This window comes from Kitasatospora sp. CB01950, assembly GCF_001905465.1.
Classification (GTDB): domain Bacteria; phylum Actinomycetota; class Actinomycetes; order Streptomycetales; family Streptomycetaceae; genus Kitasatospora.
In genome coordinates, this window is the sequence record NZ_LISX01000001.1 from 664,271 (window position 1) to 681,885 (window position 17,615).

At 72.2% G+C, this 17,615-nt stretch carries 16 protein-coding genes; 12 read left to right on the top strand and 4 right to left on the bottom strand.

The annotated features are described in order from the left end of the window. Positions 1 to 23: 23 nt before the first annotated feature. From AMK19_RS03100 to AMK19_RS03110, 3 genes are all read left to right on the top strand, one after another. Positions 24 to 1,481 carry a menaquinone biosynthesis decarboxylase gene (locus tag AMK19_RS03100; RefSeq protein WP_073807815.1) on the top strand — a complete coding sequence of 486 codons (1,458 nt, stop codon included), beginning with the start codon at positions 24 to 26 and terminating at the stop codon, positions 1,479 to 1,481. Further along, positions 1,478 to 2,383 carry a menaquinone biosynthesis prenyltransferase MqnP gene (gene mqnP, locus AMK19_RS03105; protein WP_073807816.1) on the top strand — a complete coding sequence of 302 codons (906 nt, stop codon included), beginning with the start codon at positions 1,478 to 1,480 and terminating at the stop codon, positions 2,381 to 2,383. Before AMK19_RS03100 ends, mqnP begins: the two co-directional genes overlap by 4 nt. A gap of 222 nt (positions 2,384 to 2,605) precedes the next feature. Further along, positions 2,606 to 2,983 carry a VOC family protein gene (locus tag AMK19_RS03110; protein WP_073807818.1) on the top strand — a complete coding sequence of 126 codons (378 nt, stop codon included), beginning with the start codon at positions 2,606 to 2,608 and terminating at the stop codon, positions 2,981 to 2,983. 4 nt (positions 2,984 to 2,987) lie between these two features. On the opposite strand, the gene AMK19_RS03115 is transcribed toward AMK19_RS03110, so the two are convergent. Then, on the bottom strand, positions 2,988 to 3,698 hold the full coding sequence (locus AMK19_RS03115) for an MOSC domain-containing protein (protein WP_073807819.1): 711 nt from the start codon (positions 3,696 to 3,698) through the stop codon (positions 2,988 to 2,990). Positions 3,699 to 3,762: 64 nt separating this feature from the next. Next, the gene (locus AMK19_RS03120) at positions 3,763 to 4,503 is read right to left on the bottom strand and encodes a cyclase family protein (protein WP_073807821.1); all 741 of its coding nucleotides are present in this window, start codon (positions 4,501 to 4,503) and stop codon (positions 3,763 to 3,765) included. An 83-nt stretch (positions 4,504 to 4,586) separates the two neighbouring features. Here AMK19_RS03120 and AMK19_RS03125 point away from each other — a divergent pair, with 83 nt between their 5' ends. The 6 genes from AMK19_RS03125 (at position 4,587) to AMK19_RS03150 (ending at position 10,228) form a co-directional block, all read left to right on the top strand. Continuing rightward, on the top strand, positions 4,587 to 5,267 hold the full coding sequence (locus AMK19_RS03125; protein WP_073807822.1) for a UbiX family flavin prenyltransferase: 681 nt from the start codon (positions 4,587 to 4,589) through the stop codon (positions 5,265 to 5,267). Between the two features lie 117 nt (positions 5,268 to 5,384). Further along, on the top strand, positions 5,385 to 5,846 hold the full coding sequence (locus AMK19_RS03130; RefSeq protein ID WP_030462120.1) for an Lrp/AsnC family transcriptional regulator: 462 nt from the start codon (positions 5,385 to 5,387) through the stop codon (positions 5,844 to 5,846). 51 nt (positions 5,847 to 5,897) lie between these two features. After that, a complete protein-coding gene (locus AMK19_RS03135; RefSeq protein WP_073807824.1) occupies positions 5,898 to 6,863 on the top strand; it encodes a threonine ammonia-lyase in 966 nt (321 codons plus the stop codon). Positions 6,864 to 6,914: 51 nt separating this feature from the next. After that, complete coding sequence (gene mqnE / locus AMK19_RS03140; protein ID WP_073807825.1) at positions 6,915 to 8,078, top strand: aminofutalosine synthase MqnE; 1,164 nt, start codon at positions 6,915 to 6,917, stop codon at positions 8,076 to 8,078. A gap of 201 nt (positions 8,079 to 8,279) precedes the next feature. Continuing rightward, entirely contained in the window at positions 8,280 to 9,188 is a 909-nt protein-coding gene (locus AMK19_RS03145; protein WP_073807827.1) for a L,D-transpeptidase family protein, read from the top strand. A 95-nt stretch (positions 9,189 to 9,283) separates the two neighbouring features. Further along, a complete protein-coding gene (locus AMK19_RS03150; protein WP_073807828.1) occupies positions 9,284 to 10,228 on the top strand; it encodes a beta-ketoacyl-ACP synthase III in 945 nt (314 codons plus the stop codon). Between the two features lie 180 nt (positions 10,229 to 10,408). Here the strand turns inward: AMK19_RS03150 and AMK19_RS03155 are convergent, their stop codons facing one another. Beyond that, positions 10,409 to 11,050, bottom strand: a complete 642-nt coding sequence (locus AMK19_RS03155; RefSeq protein WP_073807830.1) for a TetR family transcriptional regulator — start codon at positions 11,048 to 11,050, stop codon at positions 10,409 to 10,411. A gap of 307 nt (positions 11,051 to 11,357) precedes the next feature. Between AMK19_RS03155 and AMK19_RS03160 the strand changes: the two genes are divergently transcribed. Next, positions 11,358 to 13,637 (top strand): serine/threonine-protein kinase, encoded by a 2,280-nt coding sequence (locus AMK19_RS03160; RefSeq protein WP_073807831.1) that lies wholly within the window; start codon positions 11,358 to 11,360, stop codon positions 13,635 to 13,637. Positions 13,638 to 13,748: 111 nt separating this feature from the next. After that, a complete protein-coding gene (locus AMK19_RS03165; protein WP_073807833.1) occupies positions 13,749 to 15,344 on the top strand; it encodes an FG-GAP repeat domain-containing protein in 1,596 nt (531 codons plus the stop codon). Positions 15,345 to 15,379: 35 nt separating this feature from the next. Here AMK19_RS03165 and galE read toward each other — a convergent pair whose 3' ends face one another. Continuing rightward, positions 15,380 to 16,354 carry a UDP-glucose 4-epimerase GalE gene (gene galE, locus AMK19_RS03170; RefSeq protein WP_073807834.1) on the bottom strand — a complete coding sequence of 325 codons (975 nt, stop codon included), beginning with the start codon at positions 16,352 to 16,354 and terminating at the stop codon, positions 15,380 to 15,382. Between the two features lie 142 nt (positions 16,355 to 16,496). Between galE and AMK19_RS03175 the strand changes: the two genes are divergently transcribed. Beyond that, positions 16,497 to 17,582: a S1C family serine protease gene (locus AMK19_RS03175; RefSeq protein WP_073808348.1), complete on the top strand. Its 1,086-nt coding sequence runs from the start codon at positions 16,497 to 16,499 to the stop codon at positions 17,580 to 17,582. The last annotated feature ends 33 nt before the right edge of the window (positions 17,583 to 17,615 follow it).

The window sequence follows — 17,615 nt, forward strand, 5'->3', positions numbered from 1 at the left end:
GCCCGTATCGGATACTGACAGGTATGGCATACGACGATCTCCGTTCCTTCCTCCGGGCCCTGGAACGGGAGGGCGACCTGAAGCGGATCAAGGTGGAGGTCGACCCCTATCTGGAGGTCGGCGAGATCGTCGACCGGGTGCAGAAGGCCAAGGGCCCCGCGCTGCTCTTCGAGAACGTCAAGGGCTCGGCGATGCCGCTGGCCATGAACGTCTTCGGCACCGAGCGCCGGCTCTCCAAGGCCCTCGGCCTGAAGTCCCCCGACGACATCGCCGAGAAGATCGGCGGCCTGCTCAAGCCCGAACTGCCGCACGGCTTCACCGGCTTCCGCGAGGCCTTCGGCAAGCTCGCCTCGATGGCGCACGTTCCGCCGAAGAGCGTGAAGTCCGGCGACGCCCCGGTGCACGAGGTCGTGCTCACCGGCGAGGACGTCGACCTGGAGCAGCTGCCTGCCCTCTTCACCTGGCCGCAGGACGGCGGCTCCTTCTTCAACCTCGGCCTGACCCACACCAAGGACCCGGACTCGGGCATCCGCAACCTCGGCCTGTACCGGCTGCAGCGGCACGACAAGCGCACCATCGGCATGCACTGGCAGATCCACAAGGACAGCCGCAACCACGCCGCGGTCGCCGCCAAGCGCGGCGAGAAGCTCCCCGTCGCGATCGCCTTCGGCTGCCCGCCCGCCGTCACCTACGCCGCCACCGCACCGCTGCCCGGCGACATCGACGAGTACCTGTTCGCCGGCTTCGTCGCGGGCGAGCGGGTCCGCATGGTCGACTGCAAGACCGTCCCGCTGCAGGTCCCCGCCGACGCCGAGGTCGTCCTCGAAGGCTGGCTGGAGCCCGGCGAGATGCTCCCCGAGGGCCCGTTCGGCGACCACACCGGCTTCTACACGCCGCAGGAGCCGTTCCCGGCGCTCACCATCGACTGCGTCACCATGCGCCGCCGCCCGCTGCTGCAGTCCATCGTGGTCGGCCGGCCGCCCACCGAGGACGGGCCGCTCGGCAAGTTCACCGAGCGCTTCTTCCTGCCGCTGCTCAAGGTGATCATCCCGGACATCGTCGACTACGACCTGCCCGAGGCCGGCGGCTTCCACAACTGCGTGATCGTCTCGATCGACAAGAAGTACCCCAAGCACGCCCAGAAGGTCATGCACGCCATCTGGGGCGCCCACATGATGTCGCTGACCAAGCTGATCATCGTGGTGGACGCCGACTGCGACGTCCACGACTACCAGGAAGTCGCCTGGCGGGCCCTCGGCAACGTCGACTACAGCCGCGACCTGTCCGTCGTCGAAGGCCCCGTCGACCACCTCGACCACGCCTCCTACCAGCAGTTCTGGGGCGGCAAGGCCGGCATCGACGCCACCCGCAAACTCCCCGAGGAGGGCTACACCCGCGACGGCGGCTGGCCCGAGATGGTCGCCTCCGACCCGGCGACCGCCGCCCGGGTCACCCGTCGCTGGAAGGAGTACGGGCTGTGACCGCCACCGCTGCCGCCTTCGAGGCTCCGCAGAGCAGGACCCGGGCCTTCCTGCGCCTGGTCATGATCGAGCACTCGATCTTCGCCCTGCCGTTCGCCTACATCGCCGCCCTCACCGCGATGTTCCTCGCGGACAAGTCCGTGCACTGGGGCCAGCTGCTGCTGGTCACCGTCTGCATGGTCGGCCTGCGCACCTTCGCGATGGCCGCCAACCGGATCATCGACCGCGAGATCGACGCCCGGAATCCGCGCACCGCCAATCGCGAACTCGTCACCGGCGCCGTCTCGGTCCGCACCGCGTACATCGGCTCCGCCATCGCCCTCGCGGTCTTCCTCGGCTCCGCGGCCCTGCTCAACACCCTCTGCCTGGTGCTGGCCCCCGTCGCCGTGATCCCGATGGTCGTCTACCCCTACGGCAAGCGGTTCACCGACTTCCCGCAGGCCATCCTCGGCCTCGCCCAGGCCATCGGCCCCGTCGGCGCCTGGCTCGCCGTCACCGGCACCTGGTCCTGGGAGGCCGCCGTCCTCGGCCTCGCCGTCGGCATCTGGATCGGCGGCTTCGACCTCATCTACGCCTGCCAGGACGTCGCCGCCGACCGCGGCATGGGCGTCCGCTCCGTCCCGGCGAAGTTCGGCATCCCCGCCGCGATCACCGGCGCCCGCGTCTGCCACGCCCTCACCACCGCCCTGCTCGTCTGGTACGCCGTCCTCACCCACGCCGGCGCCTTCTTCTGGTGCGGCCTCGCCGTCGTCGCCGGCGCGTTCGTCTACGAGCACACCATCGTCAAGCCGCACGATCTCTCGCGCCTGAACCGGGCGTTCTTCTCCACCAACGGTTTCGTGGGGATCTCGCTCTTCGCCTTCGCCCTCATCGACCTGATCGCCCGGGGTCTCACGGTGTAAAGGGCACGAAGACAGGGGCGTGTGGGGGCACCTCCCGGCCCGCCAGGGCCGGGGGAGAACTGCGCGAAGTGGAAAGCACCTGACCGCACGATCGCGACGCAGGTCAATGACTTGCACGTGATCGCGACCTCGCGGACATGGTGGGCGCTTGTCGCTGCCGCCCGGCAGCGGGATGCGCCATGCTGGAACGAGGGGCCCGACGAGAGCCGGACAGGGAGCGCGATGATCGGCACACTGCAGTGCGTGGTGCTGGACTGCCACTACCCGGCGGGCCTGGCGCACTTCTACGCCGCTCTGCTCGGCGGTGAGGTCGACCGGCCCGACCCGCGCTGGTCGCTCGACGAGGAGTGGTCCACCGTCCACCTGCCGAACGGCCAGGTGCTCGGTTTCCAGCGCGTCGAGGACTACCGCCCGCCGATCTGGCCCGACCCGGGCCACCCGCAGCAGCTGCACCTGGACATCGAGGTCGAGGACGTCGCCGCTGTGGAGCAGCGAGTGGTGGAACTCGGCGCCGAGGTCAAGGACCGGCAGCAGGGCTGGACGGTGTTCGTCGACCCGGCCGGGCACCCGTTCTGCCTGATCCCGCGCCACGCCGCCTGACCGCTCAGGCCAGCGTCAGCACGTCCCCGACCCGCAGCCGCCCGGGCCGGGCGACGGAGGCCAGCGCGCCGAGCTCGCCGTCCCGCTCGTGTGCGACGGTCTTCAGGATCTCCGGCGCGTGCGGCAACCCGGGCTGCGCCGCCCCGACCATCACGCACCGCACGCTGGCCCGGACGAACGCCAGCCGCGCCCCGCCCTTCACCCGGCCCTCCCGGCCGTACCAGCTGTCCTCGGTGAACGGCGGCGTCCCGGGCGGGGTCCGCAGCAGCACGTTCGGCCGGAACCGGCGCTCGTCCACCACCGCGGACGGCACCGCCTCGGCCACCCAGTCCAGGGTGGCGGTGGTCAGCACGCTCACCGGCAGCTCGTCGAAGTGCGACACCGCGTCCTCGCGGGCCAGTCCGACGTCCTCCTGCTCCAAGTAGGCGCGCAGGAACGCGTCCGGGTCCGGCACCGGCATCCCCAGCGGGTCGAACAGCTCCGGGCCGTCGATCCGGCTGCCCAGCCGCGAGCTGAGCCGCAGCAGGCCGTCCATCCGGCGGAACCGGCGGGTGTGCTTCCCCGACCCGAACTTCCCGGCGCCGTCGCGCACCGCGTACAGCCGGTCGCCGACCAGGCCGCGGTCGTCCACCTCGACGGAGTCGAGCAACTCGCCGCCCGTGGACTTCACGGGGTAGCGCCACAAGCGCTCGACCACACCGACGATCTGAGGCATGGCGCGAGCCTAGCGCCGCCCCGGCCCGGTGGTCTAGACCAAGTCCCGGGCAGGGAAGGCCCGTTCAGCCGATCCGCGCCACTGCCCGCACCGGCGCCCCGTCCGCCGCCGTCAACCGCATCGGGAACAGCGACACCTCCACCGGAACCCCCGCCGCCTGCGCCTCCAGCAGCAACGACAGGTCCGTCAGGTTCTCCGCGATCACCCCACCGCCCTCCGGCCCCAGCAGCACCCGGTGCGCCGCCAGCAACGGCAACTCCGGCTCCGGATCGTGCTCGTCCTTCAACTCGGCGATCAGGCTCGCCACTTCGGGATCCGACGGCCCCGGATCCGGTGTCGGGTCCACCGACAGCGCATCCACCCCGACGGTGCGCACGCCGGCCGCGACGATGGCCGCCGCCGCCTCCTCCGACAGGTACGGATGCGCGAAATACCGGTCCGTGCCCCAGTACTTGGGCCATCCCGTCGCCAACAGCAGCACCGTCCCCGGCCCCGACACCGCGAGCGCCTCCGCCAGATGCCCCGCCGTCACCTCGCTCCGGGCCGGCAGCCCCCGCAGGTCCACCACCACCGCGGGCCCCGTGAACAACTCCAACGGCAACCCGTCCAACGTCGGCCACCGCACATCCAGGTGGTACGGCGCATCCACATGCGTCCCCGTCTGCGACCCCAGATGCACCGCCAGCACATTCACCCCCTCCACCTCCGCCGTCAACGCCGCCCGCAACTCCACCCCGGGATCCCCGGGATACACCGGCATCCCGGACACCACGGGATGCGTCAGATCCACCAACTCCGCTGCCATGGCACACATTCTGAACCCAGTGGGAGCACCGGCAGGAGACCGACAGGAGTACGTGGGGCGCCCGCACCCGCGACAATGGCCCCATGAGCACCACCACCCGTCGCCCCTGGGTCGTCGGCGTCTCCGGCGCCAGTGGCACCCCCTACGCCGCGTCCGTGATCCGCGCGCTGCTCGACGCCGGCGAGCCCGTCGACCTGATCGTGAGCCGGGCCGCCCGCCTGACCATCCTCGACGAGACCGGCATCTCCTTCCGGGACGCCCACTGGAAGGCCGATCTCGCGCAGTGGCTGGGCCGCGACGAGAAGGAGCTCGACGACGTCCGCCACTGGTCCGCAGGGGACTTCGCGGCGGGCCCGTCCTCCGGCTCGTACCCGGCGAAGGGCATGCTGGTCGTCCCGGCGACCACCGGCGCCGCCGCCGGCATCGCGCTGGGCCTGTCCAAGGACCTGCTCCAGCGCACCGCCGCGGTGACGCTCAAGGAGCGCCGCCCGCTGGTGCTCTGCCTGCGCGAGACCCCGCTGACCGGCTCCACCCTGCAGCACCTGGTGTCGCTGGACGCGCAGGGCGCGGTGGTGCTGCCGGCGTCGCCGGGCTTCTACGCGGGCGGCTCGACGGCCCAGGAGCTGGTGGACTTCGTCGCGGGCCGGGTGCTGGACGCGGTGGGCGTGGCGCACCGGCTGTACCGCCGTTGGTCGGGCAGCCTCGGAGAGTCGGGCAGCACTCCTGGAAGCTCCTCGGAAACGGGGCCGCGCCGGGGCGAGTGAGCGGCCTCGCTACGGGAGAGTATGTTCTCTGGGATACCCCGGTCGATCGGCGCTCGGCGCCTTGGATTCCAGAAAATGATCTTGATTCTGGAGAGGTTCGGAAGGACACGGCAGGCAATGGACTCTGTGGACAGGCAGCTCATTCAGGCACTCCGTGAGAACGGCCGTGCCTCGTACGCCGAGCTGGGCCGCCTGGTGGGCCTCTCCGGGCCGAGCGTGACGGACCGGATCAACCGCCTTGAGCAGGCGGGCGTGATCACCGGGTACCGGGCGACGGTCAACCCGGCGACCCTCGGCTACGGCGTGACGGCGCTGATCGGTCTTCAACTGACCGACGCCGCCGACCACGACGACGTCTCGCACCGGCTGAAGGACCTCCCGGAGGTGGAGGACTGCTGGTTCATCGCGGGCGACGACTCGTACATGCTGAAGGTCCGGGTCCCGGATGTGGAGGGCCTGGAGTCGGTGGTCAAGCGGCTGTCCGGCACCAAGGGCGTGGCCCGCACCCGGACCACGGTGGTGCTCTCCACCAAGTGGGAGAACCGGGTCAGCGAATTGCCGCTGCACCTCGCGGAGTAAGCGGACTAGGGTCGTCACCTCACGAACCGTCAACCCCGAGGATGGTCCCGCATGTCCCTGGTCGACCTGGAAGACCTGCGCGCCGCCCAGCGCCGGATCGCCGGCGTGGCGGTCCGCACCCCGCTGATGCCCTGCCCGTGGGCGGAGCAGCCGGACGGGCGCCGGCTGTGGCTGAAGCCGGAGAACCTCCAGCCGACCGGGGCGTTCAAGATACGCGGGGCGTTCAACCGGCTGGCCGCGCTCACCGAGGAGGAGCGCGCCCGGGGCGTGGTGGCGCAGTCCAGCGGCAACCACGCCCAGGCGGTGGCGTACGCGGCGCAGCGGCTCGGCATCAAGGCGGTCGTCGTGATGCCCGACACCTCGCCCGCCGTGAAGATCGAGAACACTCGCTCGTTCGGCGCCGAGGTGCTGGTCGTCCCGGCCGAGCAGCGTGACACGCTCCCGCCGCAGCTGGTCGCCGAGCACGGCTACGTGTGGGTGCCGCCGTACGACGACCCGTACATCGTGGCGGGCCAGGGCACGGTCGGCCTGGAGATCGCCGAGGACGCCCCGGACGACCTGGACACCGTGCTGGTGCCGGTCTCCGGCGGCGGCCTGATCGGCGGGACGGCCGCCGCGCTCAAGCTGACCTGCCCGGGCGTGCGGGTGATCGGCGTGGAGCCGGAGTTCGCGGCGGACGCGCAGGAGAGCCTGCGCAAGGGCGTCCGCACCGCCTGGCCGATCGCGGACACCTACCGCACGATCGCCGACGGCCTGCGCACCCCGTCGGTCGGCGTCCTCCCGTTCGAGCACCTCACCGCGTACGTGGACGACATCGTCACCGTCTCCGAGCAGGAGATCCGGGACACCGTCGCGCTGCTGGCCCGCCGCGGCCGACTGGTCGCCGAGCCGTCCGGCGCGGTCGCCGCGGCCGCGTACTTCCACCGTGCCGAGGAGCTCGGCGGCCGGGTCTTCGCGGCCGTGGTCAGCGGTGGGAACGTGGAGCCCGCCCTGCTGGCCGAGCTGCTGGCGGTCTAGGCGTAGTCTCGACTGGCAACGAAACGAAGGACCGAGGAGGCGGAGCGCCGCATGGACGCAGGGCTCAAGCGCGAGCTGGAGGCGAAGGTCTACGCCGGTGAGCGGCTGACCCGCGAGGACGGGATCGCGCTCTACGAGAGCGACGACCTGGCCTGGCTGGGTGGCCTGGCGCACCACGTGCGGACGCAGAAGAACGGCGACGTCGTCCACTTCAACGTCAACCGCCACCTCAACATGACCAACGTGTGCAGCGCCTCCTGCGCGTACTGCTCGTTCCAGCGCAAGCCGGGCGAGAAGGACGCGTACACGATGCGCATCGAGGAGGCCGTCCGGCTCGCCAAGGCGATGGAGTCGGAGTCCCTCACCGAGCTGCACATCGTCAACGGCCTGCACCCCACCCTTCCGTGGCGCTACTACCCGCGCTCGCTGAAGGAGCTGAAGGCCGCGCTGCCGAACGTCTCGCTGAAGGCGTTCACCGCGACCGAGATCCACTGGTTCGAGCGGATCAGCGGCCTGACGGCGAGCGAGATCCTGGACGAGCTGATCGAGGCCGGCCTGGAGTCGCTGACCGGCGGCGGCGCGGAGATCTTCGACTGGGAGGTCCGCCAGCACATCGTCGACCACGAGACCCACTGGGAGGACTGGTCGCGCATTCACCGCCTGGCGCACGAGAAGGGCCTCAAGACCCCGGCCACCATGCTGTACGGCCACATCGAGGAGCCCCGCCACCGGGTCGACCACGTGCTGCGGCTGCGTGAACTGCAGGACGAGACCGGCGGTTTCCAGGTCTTCATCCCGCTGCGCTACCAGCACGACTTCCACGACTCCAAGGACGGCAAGGTCCGCAACCGTCTGATGGACCGCACCGAGATGGCCACCGGCGCCGAGGCGCTGAAGACCTTCGCGGTGTCCCGTCTGCTGTTCGACAACGTCCCGCACGTCAAGGTGTTCTGGGTGATGCACGGCGTCACCACCGCGCAGCTGGCGCTCAGCCACGGCGCGGACGACATGGACGGCTCGGTGGTCGAGTACAAGATCACCCACGACGCGGACAACTTCGGCACCCCGAACAAGCTGGGCCGCGACGACCTGCTCGGCCTGATCCGGGACGCCGGCTTCCGCCCGGTCGAGCGCAACACCCGCTACGAGATCATCCGCGAGTACGACGGCCCGGACCTGCAGCGCCGGGAGACCCCGCAGGCCATGCGCCTCTGACTCCCGCTCGATCCCTCTGCGCCCGGCGGCCGGTTCTCGGCCGCCGGGCGCACGGCTGTTTCCCGGGGGGCGTGCGGGGTAGCTGTGCACCACCCGGAGCGCCTCTCACCACCGACGTAGCATCTCCGGGCCCGTACGCTCACAGGCTCATCACACGGCCCGGGTTCCACCGCGTCCGCCGGGTCTGGGAGGATCGACGGCATGTCCGGTTCCCATCGCGCCGCCTCGCACCGCCACTCGGCCCCCGCGCCGGCCCCCTGGAGCGAGGACGAGCAGCCCCAGGGCCGAGCCGCGTCCCGTCGCCGTCGCAAGCCGAAGCCGCGCCGCGCCGCCAAGCTCACCGTCGGCACCGCGACCCTGCTGGCCCTGACGGCCGGCTGGTTCACCATCGGCCCGGGCCGGGACTTCCAGGGCGAGACCGCCAGCGCCGCCCCGGACCGCGAGGCCGAGGCCGCCCCCGTCAAGGCCGCCGACTCGCACACCGACGCCCCGGCCGCCGACCGCTCCGCCCGGGACCGGATCACGGCCATACCGGGGCTCGGCGCCTCCTGGACGGCGAAGATCCCCGCCGAGACCCGCCAGGTGCTGGTCGCCAGCGGCAAGGACAAGGACTCCTCGGACAACACCGTCACGCTGTGGACCCGCGGCGACGACGGCGGCTGGCAGGCCGGCCAGTCCTGGCCCGCCCACAACGCCTACAAGGGCTGGACCACCGACCACCACTCCGGCGACCTGCGCAGCCCGATCGGCATGTTCTCGCTCACCGACGCCGGCGGCCGCGACGCCGACCCCGGCTCCAAGCTGCCGTACGACCACAACGCCAAGTTCGTGATGGGCGGCCGCGGCTTCAACAACGAACCGCTGGCCGGCTCCTTCGACTACGTGGTCGCGATCAACTACAACCGGGTGGTCGGCGCCTCCCCGCTTGACGGCCGCTTCCCGGAGGGCGCGGCCAAGGGCGGCGGCATCTGGCTGCACCTCGACCACGGCGGCCCCACCCACGGCTGCATCTCGCTGACCGAGGACCACATGGTCGAGCTGATCAAGACCCTCGACCCGGCCCTGCACCCGATGATCGTCATGGGAGACGCCCAATCCCTCGCGGCGTGAGCGCTTCCGGTTGTGAGGGCCCTACAGCTTCCGGCACCCGATCCTGTACCAGGGCGTTACCGCCCGACTCGCCGGTAACCCGGTTGAGTGGCAGTATGACCGCCTCCCGCATTGTGGCGCTGGGCCACTACCAGCCGCCGAAGATCCTCACCAACGACGATCTCTCGGCGATGGTCGACACCGACGACCAGTGGATCCGCAGCCGGGTCGGCATCCGGGCCCGGCACATCGCCGAGGACGAGACCCTGGTCGACCTCGCCACGAGCGCTGCCCAGAAGGCCTTGGCCCGCGCGGGAGTGACCCCCGACCAGATCGACCTGGTCGCCGTCGCCACCTGCACCGCCCTCGAACGCAGCCCCAACACCGCCGCCGCGGTCGCCGCCCGGCTCGGCATCCCCACCCCCGCCGCCTACGACCTGAACACCGTCTGCTCGGGCTTCTCGTACGCGCTGGCCACCGCCGACCACGCGATCCGGGCCGGTGCCGCCACCCGCGCGCTGGTGATCGGCGCCGAGCGGATGTCCGACATCGTGGACTGGACCGACCGCACCACCTGCGTGATCTTCGCGGACGGCGCGGGCGCCGCCGTCCTGGAGGCCGTCCCCGACGACCGGGCCGGCATCGGCCCCGTGGTGTGGGGCTCCGACCCGGAGAAGAACGAGGCGGTGGTGATCAGCGGCTGGCAGCCGATCATCAGCCAGCAGGGCCAGACCGTCTTCCGCTGGGCCACCACCCAGGTCGCCCCACTGGCCCGCCAGGCCTGCGAGAAGGCCGGCCTCGACCCGTCCGAGCTGCGCGGCTTCGTCGCCCACCAGGCCAACCTGCGGATCATCGACGCGATCGCCGGGAAGCTCGGCCTGGCCGAGGACGCGGTGATCGCCCGCGACGTGATCGAATCCGGCAACACCTCCGCCGCCTCCATCCCGCTCGCGCTGTCCAAGCTGGTCGAGCGCGGCGAGCTGCACAGCGGCGACCCGGTGCTGCTGTTCGGCTTCGGCGGCGGCCTCGCCTGGGCCGGCCAGGTGGTGCGCTGCCCCTGACGGGGGGCCTGCGGACACGGCGCAGGGGCGGCCGGGAGAACTTCTCCCGACCGCCCCTGCGCTTCGTTGTCTGGTGCGGTTGACGCCCCGCGGTACGTCGGCGAACCTCCCCCGAGGACACGGCCGCGTCCGACGCACCCCGGACAGGAACCGGGGCCGGGCGCCACTGGACTGGGTCTGTTACTTCGGCGGCTTCTTTCCGGTGACTCCGAGGTACACCTGGAGCGCCAGGCTGGGCTTGAGGTCCTTGACCTTCACGCCCCACGAGGTGAACGCCTTCGAGTGCTCCGCGGACGCGGCCAGCAACGTCACCAGGGCGCCGGCGACGGCCGAACCGTCGACCGTCTTGTCGGTCTTGCCCTGGGTGTTGCGAACCGCCTCGGCGAGCGGAGAGGCCACCGAGTTGAGGACCTTCATACGGATCTTGAAGAACCGCTTGTCCCCTTCCGCGGCACCGAGCGTGACCACTCGGAGAATGGCGTCATTCTTGCGCCAGAAGGCGAGGAATCCGTCCACCAGTTCTTCAGAAGTGGCAAGGCCGGTCTTTCCCGCCCAGGACTTTCCATCGACGAGCTCTTTGAGCCCGCCGCTGTCCTCGGCCATTTCCTCGGCGATCTCAAGGACTGCGCCCTCGACATCCGGGAAGTACTGGTAGAAGGTCGCGGGGGAGGTACCCGCCATACGGGCGACGTCGATGACCTTGACGTCCCGGTACGGCGACGTGCTGAGCATCTCGCGGAGGCAGTCGAGCAGCTTCTGCCGCGTCTCCTGTCCGCGCCGCCCGGCGACGCGACCGTCGACGGTGCGAACTTGTCCTGTCATGCCGTCAGCTTACCGTGGCACGATCTTGGCGCGATTCGGTAGTGCGACTATTAGTCCGCTCGTGCGGAGAATCAACGACTTTTCAGCGTGTGTTGTTGCCCCCCCGTGCACTGATGACCCCACAGCGTGACGACAAGTCAGCCTGAGAGGGTTGGGCGGGCCCCGTCGGCCCCCTCGGCGGCCCGCCGGCCGCCGGGCCGGGCCGGGTGACACGGGCGGGTGAGATTGGCTCCAGGACGGCGGGCATTGGAGAATCGGGGGCGCGCCACCGCCGGGGGGCGTTGGCTGAAGGGGAGGTGGCTGCGGAGTGGACCAGCTGACGGCGCACGATCCGAGGCGGATCGGGCCCTTCGAGGTGCTTGCCCGGCTCGGCGCGGGCGGCATGGGCCTCGTGTACCTGGCCCGGTCGGCCTCGGGCCGCCGGGTGGCCGTCAAGACCGTCCGCACCGAACTGGCCGAGGACAACCTGTTCCGGGTCCGTTTCGCCCGGGAGATCGCCGCGGCCAAGACCGTCGGCGGTTTCTACACGGCCGCCGTGGTGGACGCCGACGCCGACGCCGCGGTGCCCTGGCTGGCCACCGCCTACGTGCCCGCGCCCTCGTTGGAGGACCTGGTCACCGACTGCGGGCCGCTGCCCGCCGACGCGGTGCGCTGGCTGACCGCCGGCATCGCCGAGGCCCTGCAGTCCATCCACGCCGCCGGGCTGGTGCACCGCGACCTCAAGCCGTCCAACGTGCTGGTGGTCGAGGACGGCCCGCGGGTGATCGACTTCGGCATCGCGGCCGGCGTGTCGAGCACCCGGCTCACCATGACCAACGTCGCGGTCGGCACCCCCGCCTACATGTCGCCCGAGCAGGCCCGCGACAGCCGCAGCGTCACCGGCGCCAGCGACGTCTTCTCGCTCGGCTCGCTGGTGGTCTTCTGCGCCACCGGCCACCCGCCGTACCGGGGCACCAACCCGGTCGAGACGGTGTTCCAGCTGCTCCGTGACCAGCCCGACCTGTCCGGGCTGCCCGCCGAGCTGGTCGATCTGGTGCGGGCCTGCATGCGGCCCGCGCCCGAGCACCGGCCGACGCCCGCCCAGATCCAGGCCGAGCTGGCCCCGCACCTGTTCTCCCGGGCCGACGCCTCCGGCGAGGCCGGGGACTGGCTGCCGCCCGCCGCGCTCGACCTGATCGAGGCCAAGCGCAGCAGCCGCCGCCCGGTCAGCCAGCCGCCCGCGCCCGTGGTGCCGCCGCAGCCGGTCGCCCCGCCGATCTCGCAGGCCGCGCCGCTCGGCGCGCCGTTCGAGGCCGAGGTGGCCACCGAGCGGGTGCGGCCGCACCGGCGGGAGGTGCCCGCCGCGCCCGGCGGCGACAGCGAGATCCGGCTGGCCGGCGCGCACGTGCCGATAGGCCCCGGCCCCCGGGTGGAGCCCGTCGCCCCGTCCGCCGCCCCGGTCGGCACCGACTGGGTGCGCCGCACCTCCGCGCCGGCCGCCCCGCCGCGGCCGCCCGCCGCCCGCTGGCGGCCCTGGCGGTTCCGGATGTCCAACGACGTCTGGGGCACCCCGGTGGTCGCCGACGGGACGCTGTTCGTCTCCAGCTTCGAGGTGCACGCCCTCGACATCGGCTCCGGGGAGCGCCGCTGGAAGACCCGGGACGTCGCCTGGGCGCTGGCCGTGGACGGCGGCCGGGTGCACGCCGCCGACGGGCCGCACCTGTACACCGTCGACTCCGCCGACGGCACCGAGCGCTGGCGCACCTCGCTGGACGGCTGGGTGTACTCGCTGGACGCCGCCGACGGCGTGCTCTGCTGCGGCATCCGCGGCGGCGGGGTGCAGCTGCGCTCGGCCGCCAGCGGCGCCGAACTGTGGCGCGCCGACGACGCCCAGCAGGAGTACGAGAACCCGCAGTCCGGCCCCACGCTGATCGCCGGCTCCGCCTACTACCAGGGCTCCGGTCGACTGCACTGCGTGGACCCGCGCGGCAGCGGGGTGCGCTGGGCGTTCCCGGTGGCCGGCAAGGTCCCGGCCCGGCCGGTCGCACGCGGCGGCGTGCTCTACCTGACCTCCGGCCAGCGGGTGCACGCGCTGGACGCCGCCACCGGCGCCGAGCGCTGGCGCTTCGACGCGCCCGTCGTGCTGTTCACCCCGCCCGCGGTCGACGACCGGGCGGTGTACGTCGCCGACTACCTCGGCACCCTGTACGCGCTGGACGCCGCCACCGGGCACGGCCTGTGGCGGGCCTCCACCGCCAACCGGCAGGGCGCCGAGCCCGCCGTGGTCGTCGACGGGACGGTGCTGCTGGGCTCCGGCGACACCCTGTTCGCCTTCGACAGCGCCACCGGGCTGGAACGCTGGCGCTACGCCGCCCGCGCCGACCTGGTCGGCTCCCCGGCGGTCGCCGACGGCCTGGTGCACCTCGGCAGCCGCGACCACTCGCTGCACACCCTGGAACTCGCCACCGGCCGCCTGCGCTGGGAGCTCGGCACCAAGGGCGAACTGACCGGCTCCCCGGTCGCCGTCGACGGCCGGGTCTTCGTGGGCTCCAAGGACCGCTGCGTGTACGCGCTGGACTCCTTCTACGGCACGGCCGTCCCGCACTGACATTCGGGTAAGAACTTTTTTTGTCCAGGTCGGTGACCGGGGCGCCGGACGGGGCATACCCTCCCTCGAAATGATCATCACATTGATGGTCGTTCGAGGGAGGGAACCCACATGTCCATCGCTTTCGCCCGGCGCCGCTCGGCCGTCGCCGCGGCCGCCCTCGGCGTGGTGCTCGCCGCCACCGGGGCCGTCGCGCCCACGGCCGGCGCCACCGACCTGCCGGCCCCGCCGACCGGCCTGCGCACCATGCCCGGCACCGACTGCGCCGGCGGCACCGTACTCGGCCTCGGCGACGTCACGCTGTTCGCCAACGCCTCCGACTCCGGGAAGGTGGAGTTCCAGCTGCTGCGCTCCGGCACCGGGGCGCCCGTCGACGACGTCACCCTGTCCGCCACTCCCGGCACCGCCGCGGTCCACCAGCTGTCCCGTGACGTCCTGACGGCCGCAGCCGGCGGGACGATCACCGACTTCGACTGGAAGGCCCGCGCCCAGGGCGGCCAGGTACCCGGCGACTGGTCCACCACCTGCCACTTCCGCTACGACCCGACCGTGCCCACCGCCGCTCCGACGGTGTCCGTTCCCAGCGGGCTGGTGATCGGTACGCCCGCGCAGATCACGGTGACCGCCGGGCCGGGGGAGCCGCCCGCCGCCTACGCGTACCAGGTCGGCGGAGAGGCCCCGAAGACCGCCACCGCCGACGCTTCCGGCAACGCCGTCCTGACCGTCACTCCCGTCAGCGCGTACAGCAATCTGACCGTCGTCCCGCTGTCCCCGGGCGGGAACCGCGGACCGCAGGCCACCGCCGGGCTGAACGCGGCGCAGCCGCCGCGGGTCGCCGGCGACATCGACGGCGACGGGCGGCCCGACCTGCTGCTGGTCGGTGGACAGTTCGGCCTCGGCGATGGTCTGTGGCTCGCCAAGGGCCAGGGCGGCGGCGTGCTCGCCCCCGCCGTCCAGGTCGGTGCGGCCGGCACCGGGCGGAACGCGCCGGGCGGCGCCGCCGACTGGAACGGCGTGCTGGCGGTGGGCGGCCGGTTCAACGGCAGCACGGCGGACAGCGTGCTCGCCTACGTGCCGAGCGTGGGTGTCGGTACCGCGCTGCCCTACGCGGCCGGCGGGTTCGACCCGTCCAAGTCGGTCAACATCGGGCAGCACGTCTTCGACGACGGCACCAAGCGGGTCGAGCGGATCGCCGACGCCGGTGAGCTGTACTCGGCCGGGAACGGTTACCCGACCGGTTTCCGCACCACGGACGGCCTGCTGGTGCTGGCCGGCGGCAAGCTGATCGTCGTGGGCAGCGCCAGCTTCCCCGGCGCCTTCCAGTCGCTGGAGTCGGCCGTCGAGCTGAGCGACGTCAACCCGGCCGGCACCGGTGACTGGCACGGCTGGTCCATCACCACCGCGGTGCTCGGCGCGGAGCGCCTGCCCGGCCTGTTCGCCCGCAACGACGCGGACGGCTCGCTCTACTACTACGCCGCCTCGACGCTGACCGGGCCGTTCCTCGGCGACCCGATCGGTACCCCGGTGCTGGTCGCCGCCGGCGGCTGGGACGCGGCGAGCAAGCCGGTCCTGCGGGCCACCGACCTGGACGGCGACGGCCTCGCCGACCTGTGGGCGGTCGACGCGCAGGGCAACGCCACCGGCTACCGCTTCGACGGCACCACGCTGACCGCGCTGGCCACCTCGCCGATCCACCCGGCGAACTGATCCGGAGCCCGTGGGCCCCGGATCGAGTCCGGGGCCTACGGGTGGCGGTGCTGCCAGCCGGCCCAGGCGGAGGAGACCATGGCGCGGACGCCGTGGCGGGCGGTCCAGTCGAGTTCGCGGTGGATCAGGTCGGCGGAGGCCACCACCCGGGCCGGGTCGCCGGGGCGGCGGGCGGACACCTCGGGGGCGATGTCGAGGCCGGTGACCTCGGCGATCTCGGCGAGCATCTCGCGGACGGAGACGCCGTGCCCGGTGCCGATGTTGAGGGTCAGCCGGACCGGTTCGTCGGGCGCGGCCGCGCTCAGCCGGCGGACCGCGGCGACGTGCGCGGAGGCGACGTCCGAGACGTGGATGTAGTCGCGGACGCAGGTGCCGTCCGGCGTCGGGTAGTCGTCGCCGAAGATCAGCGGAGGCAGCCCGGCGGTGAGGCGCTGGAAGGCCAGCGGCACCAGGTTGGCCGCGCCCGGGTCGGACAGCTCGGGGGAGGCCGCGCCCGCCACGTTGAAGTAGCGCAGCGACACCGCGGACAGCCCGTAGGCGTCGGCGCAGGCGTTCAGCAGCCACTCGCCGGCCAGCTTGGTCTCGCCGTACGGGTTCATCGGTATACACGGCGTGGCCTCGGTGACCAGGTCGACGTCCGGCATGCCGTAGACGGCGGCGGAGGAGGACAGCACCGCCCGGCGCACCCCCGCGTCCACCGCGGCGGCCAGCACGACCCGCAGGCCCTCCACGTTCTCGTGGTAGTAGTGCAGCGGCTGGGCGACCGACTCGCCGACCTGCTTGCGGGCGGCCAGGTGCAGGACGCCGGTGACGCCGTGCTCGGCGAGGACGCGGTCCAGCAGTGGGCGGTCCAGCGTGGAGCCCGTCACCAGGGGGACGCCAGGGGGCAGGTGGGAGGCCGCGCCGGAGCTCAGGTCGTCCAGGACGACCACGGACTCGCCGGCTGCGACCAACTCCCGGACGACATGACCGCCGATGTAGCCGGCCCCGCCCGTGATCAACCAGGTCATGGGCCGATCCTAGACGGCTGCTTTCTGGCGGCGGCGGGTGTGTCTGCGCAGGCAATCGGACATTTCGCTGAAATGCTGACAAAGTTCTGTCCTGCGACCGGAGGGGGCCGCCGTGCGCCCGAAGAAGGAACCGACCCGCCCGCTGCCGGCCGGCCCCCGGCCCACCGGGCCCAAGCTGTGGCTCGGTCCGGCGGCGGTGCTCGCCGCGGCCGCGCTGCTGGTCACCGGCTGCTCCAGCACCGACAAGGGGGCCGGTTCCAGTACCGCGGCCGGTGCCGCCACCACCGCGCCGGCGCCCTCCACCAGCGACCAGCTGGAGCAGAACTACCAGCAGGTGATCTCCCAGGTGCTGCCCTCGGTGGTGCAGATCACTGCCGGTGACAGCCTCGGCTCCGGGATCGTCTTCGACGACAAGGGCGACATCGTCACCAACGCGCACGTGGTCGGCACCGCGCAGACCTTCACCGTGACGCTGGCCAACAGCACCAAGCCGCTGGACGCCACCCTGGTGGGCAGTTACCCGCAGTCCGACCTCGCGGTGATCAAGCTGAGCAGCCCGCCGAGCGGCCTCAAGCCCGCGACCTTCGCGGACAGCTCGAAGGTCGCGGTCGGCCAGATCACGCTGGCCATGGGCAGCCCGCTGGGCCTGTCCAGCAGCGTCACCGAGGGCATCGTCTCGGCGGTCGGGCGGACCGTCAGCGAACCGCAGACCTCCGGCTCGCCCGGCGCCACCATCGGCAACATGGTGCAGACCTCGGCCGCGATCAACCCCGGCAACAGCGGCGGCGCGCTGGTCAACCTCTCCAGCCAGGTGATCGGGATCAACACCCTGACCGCCGTCGACCCGGAGCTCGGCAACTCGGCCGCGCCCGGCATCGGCTTCGCCATCCCCGCCGCCACCGTGACCAGCATCGCCAACCAGCTGATCTCCAGCGGCCAGGTCACCAACTCCGGGCGGGCCGCGCTCGGGGTGACCGTCCGCCCCTACTTCGACACCAACTTCCAGCCCGCCGGAGCGGCGATCGTCTCGGTGGCCTCCGGCGGACCGGCGGCCTCCGCAGGGCTGCAGGCGGGCGACGTGATCACCAAGATCAACGACACCGCGATCACCAGCCCCTCCGCACTGACCAGCGCGCTCGCCTCGTTCTCCCCGGGCGACAAGGTGACCGTCGGCTACCAGCGCGACGGCCAGAACCAGAGCGCCGACGTCACGCTCGGGACGCTGTAGCCCCGCCCACTCGGGCCCGGAGTGCCGTACCGC

Excerpts from the sequence above, each read along its gene's own strand:
- AMK19_RS03110 (WP_073807818.1), top strand. The coding sequence starts at position 2,606 with ATGATCGGCACACTGCAGTGCGTGGTGCTGGACTGCCACTACCCGGCG.
- AMK19_RS03165 (WP_073807833.1), top strand. The coding sequence starts at position 13,749 with ATGTCCATCGCTTTCGCCCGGCGCCGCTCGGCCGTCGCCGCGGCCGCC.
- AMK19_RS03125 (WP_073807822.1), top strand. The coding sequence starts at position 4,587 with ATGAGCACCACCACCCGTCGCCCCTGGGTCGTCGGCGTCTCCGGCGCC.
- AMK19_RS03145 (WP_073807827.1), top strand. The coding sequence starts at position 8,280 with ATGTCCGGTTCCCATCGCGCCGCCTCGCACCGCCACTCGGCCCCCGCG.
- AMK19_RS03120 (WP_073807821.1), bottom strand. The coding sequence starts at position 4,503 with ATGGCAGCGGAGTTGGTGGATCTGACGCATCCCGTGGTGTCCGGGATG.
- AMK19_RS03115 (WP_073807819.1), bottom strand. The coding sequence starts at position 3,698 with ATGCCTCAGATCGTCGGTGTGGTCGAGCGCTTGTGGCGCTACCCCGTG.
- AMK19_RS03130 (WP_030462120.1), top strand. The coding sequence starts at position 5,385 with ATGGACTCTGTGGACAGGCAGCTCATTCAGGCACTCCGTGAGAACGGC.
- galE (WP_073807834.1), bottom strand. The coding sequence starts at position 16,354 with ATGACCTGGTTGATCACGGGCGGGGCCGGCTACATCGGCGGTCATGTC.
- mqnE (WP_073807825.1), top strand. The coding sequence starts at position 6,915 with ATGGACGCAGGGCTCAAGCGCGAGCTGGAGGCGAAGGTCTACGCCGGT.
- AMK19_RS03100 (WP_073807815.1), top strand. The coding sequence starts at position 24 with ATGGCATACGACGATCTCCGTTCCTTCCTCCGGGCCCTGGAACGGGAG.
- AMK19_RS03155 (WP_073807830.1), bottom strand. The coding sequence starts at position 11,050 with ATGACAGGACAAGTTCGCACCGTCGACGGTCGCGTCGCCGGGCGGCGC.
- AMK19_RS03135 (WP_073807824.1), top strand. The coding sequence starts at position 5,898 with ATGTCCCTGGTCGACCTGGAAGACCTGCGCGCCGCCCAGCGCCGGATC.
- AMK19_RS03150 (WP_073807828.1), top strand. The coding sequence starts at position 9,284 with ATGACCGCCTCCCGCATTGTGGCGCTGGGCCACTACCAGCCGCCGAAG.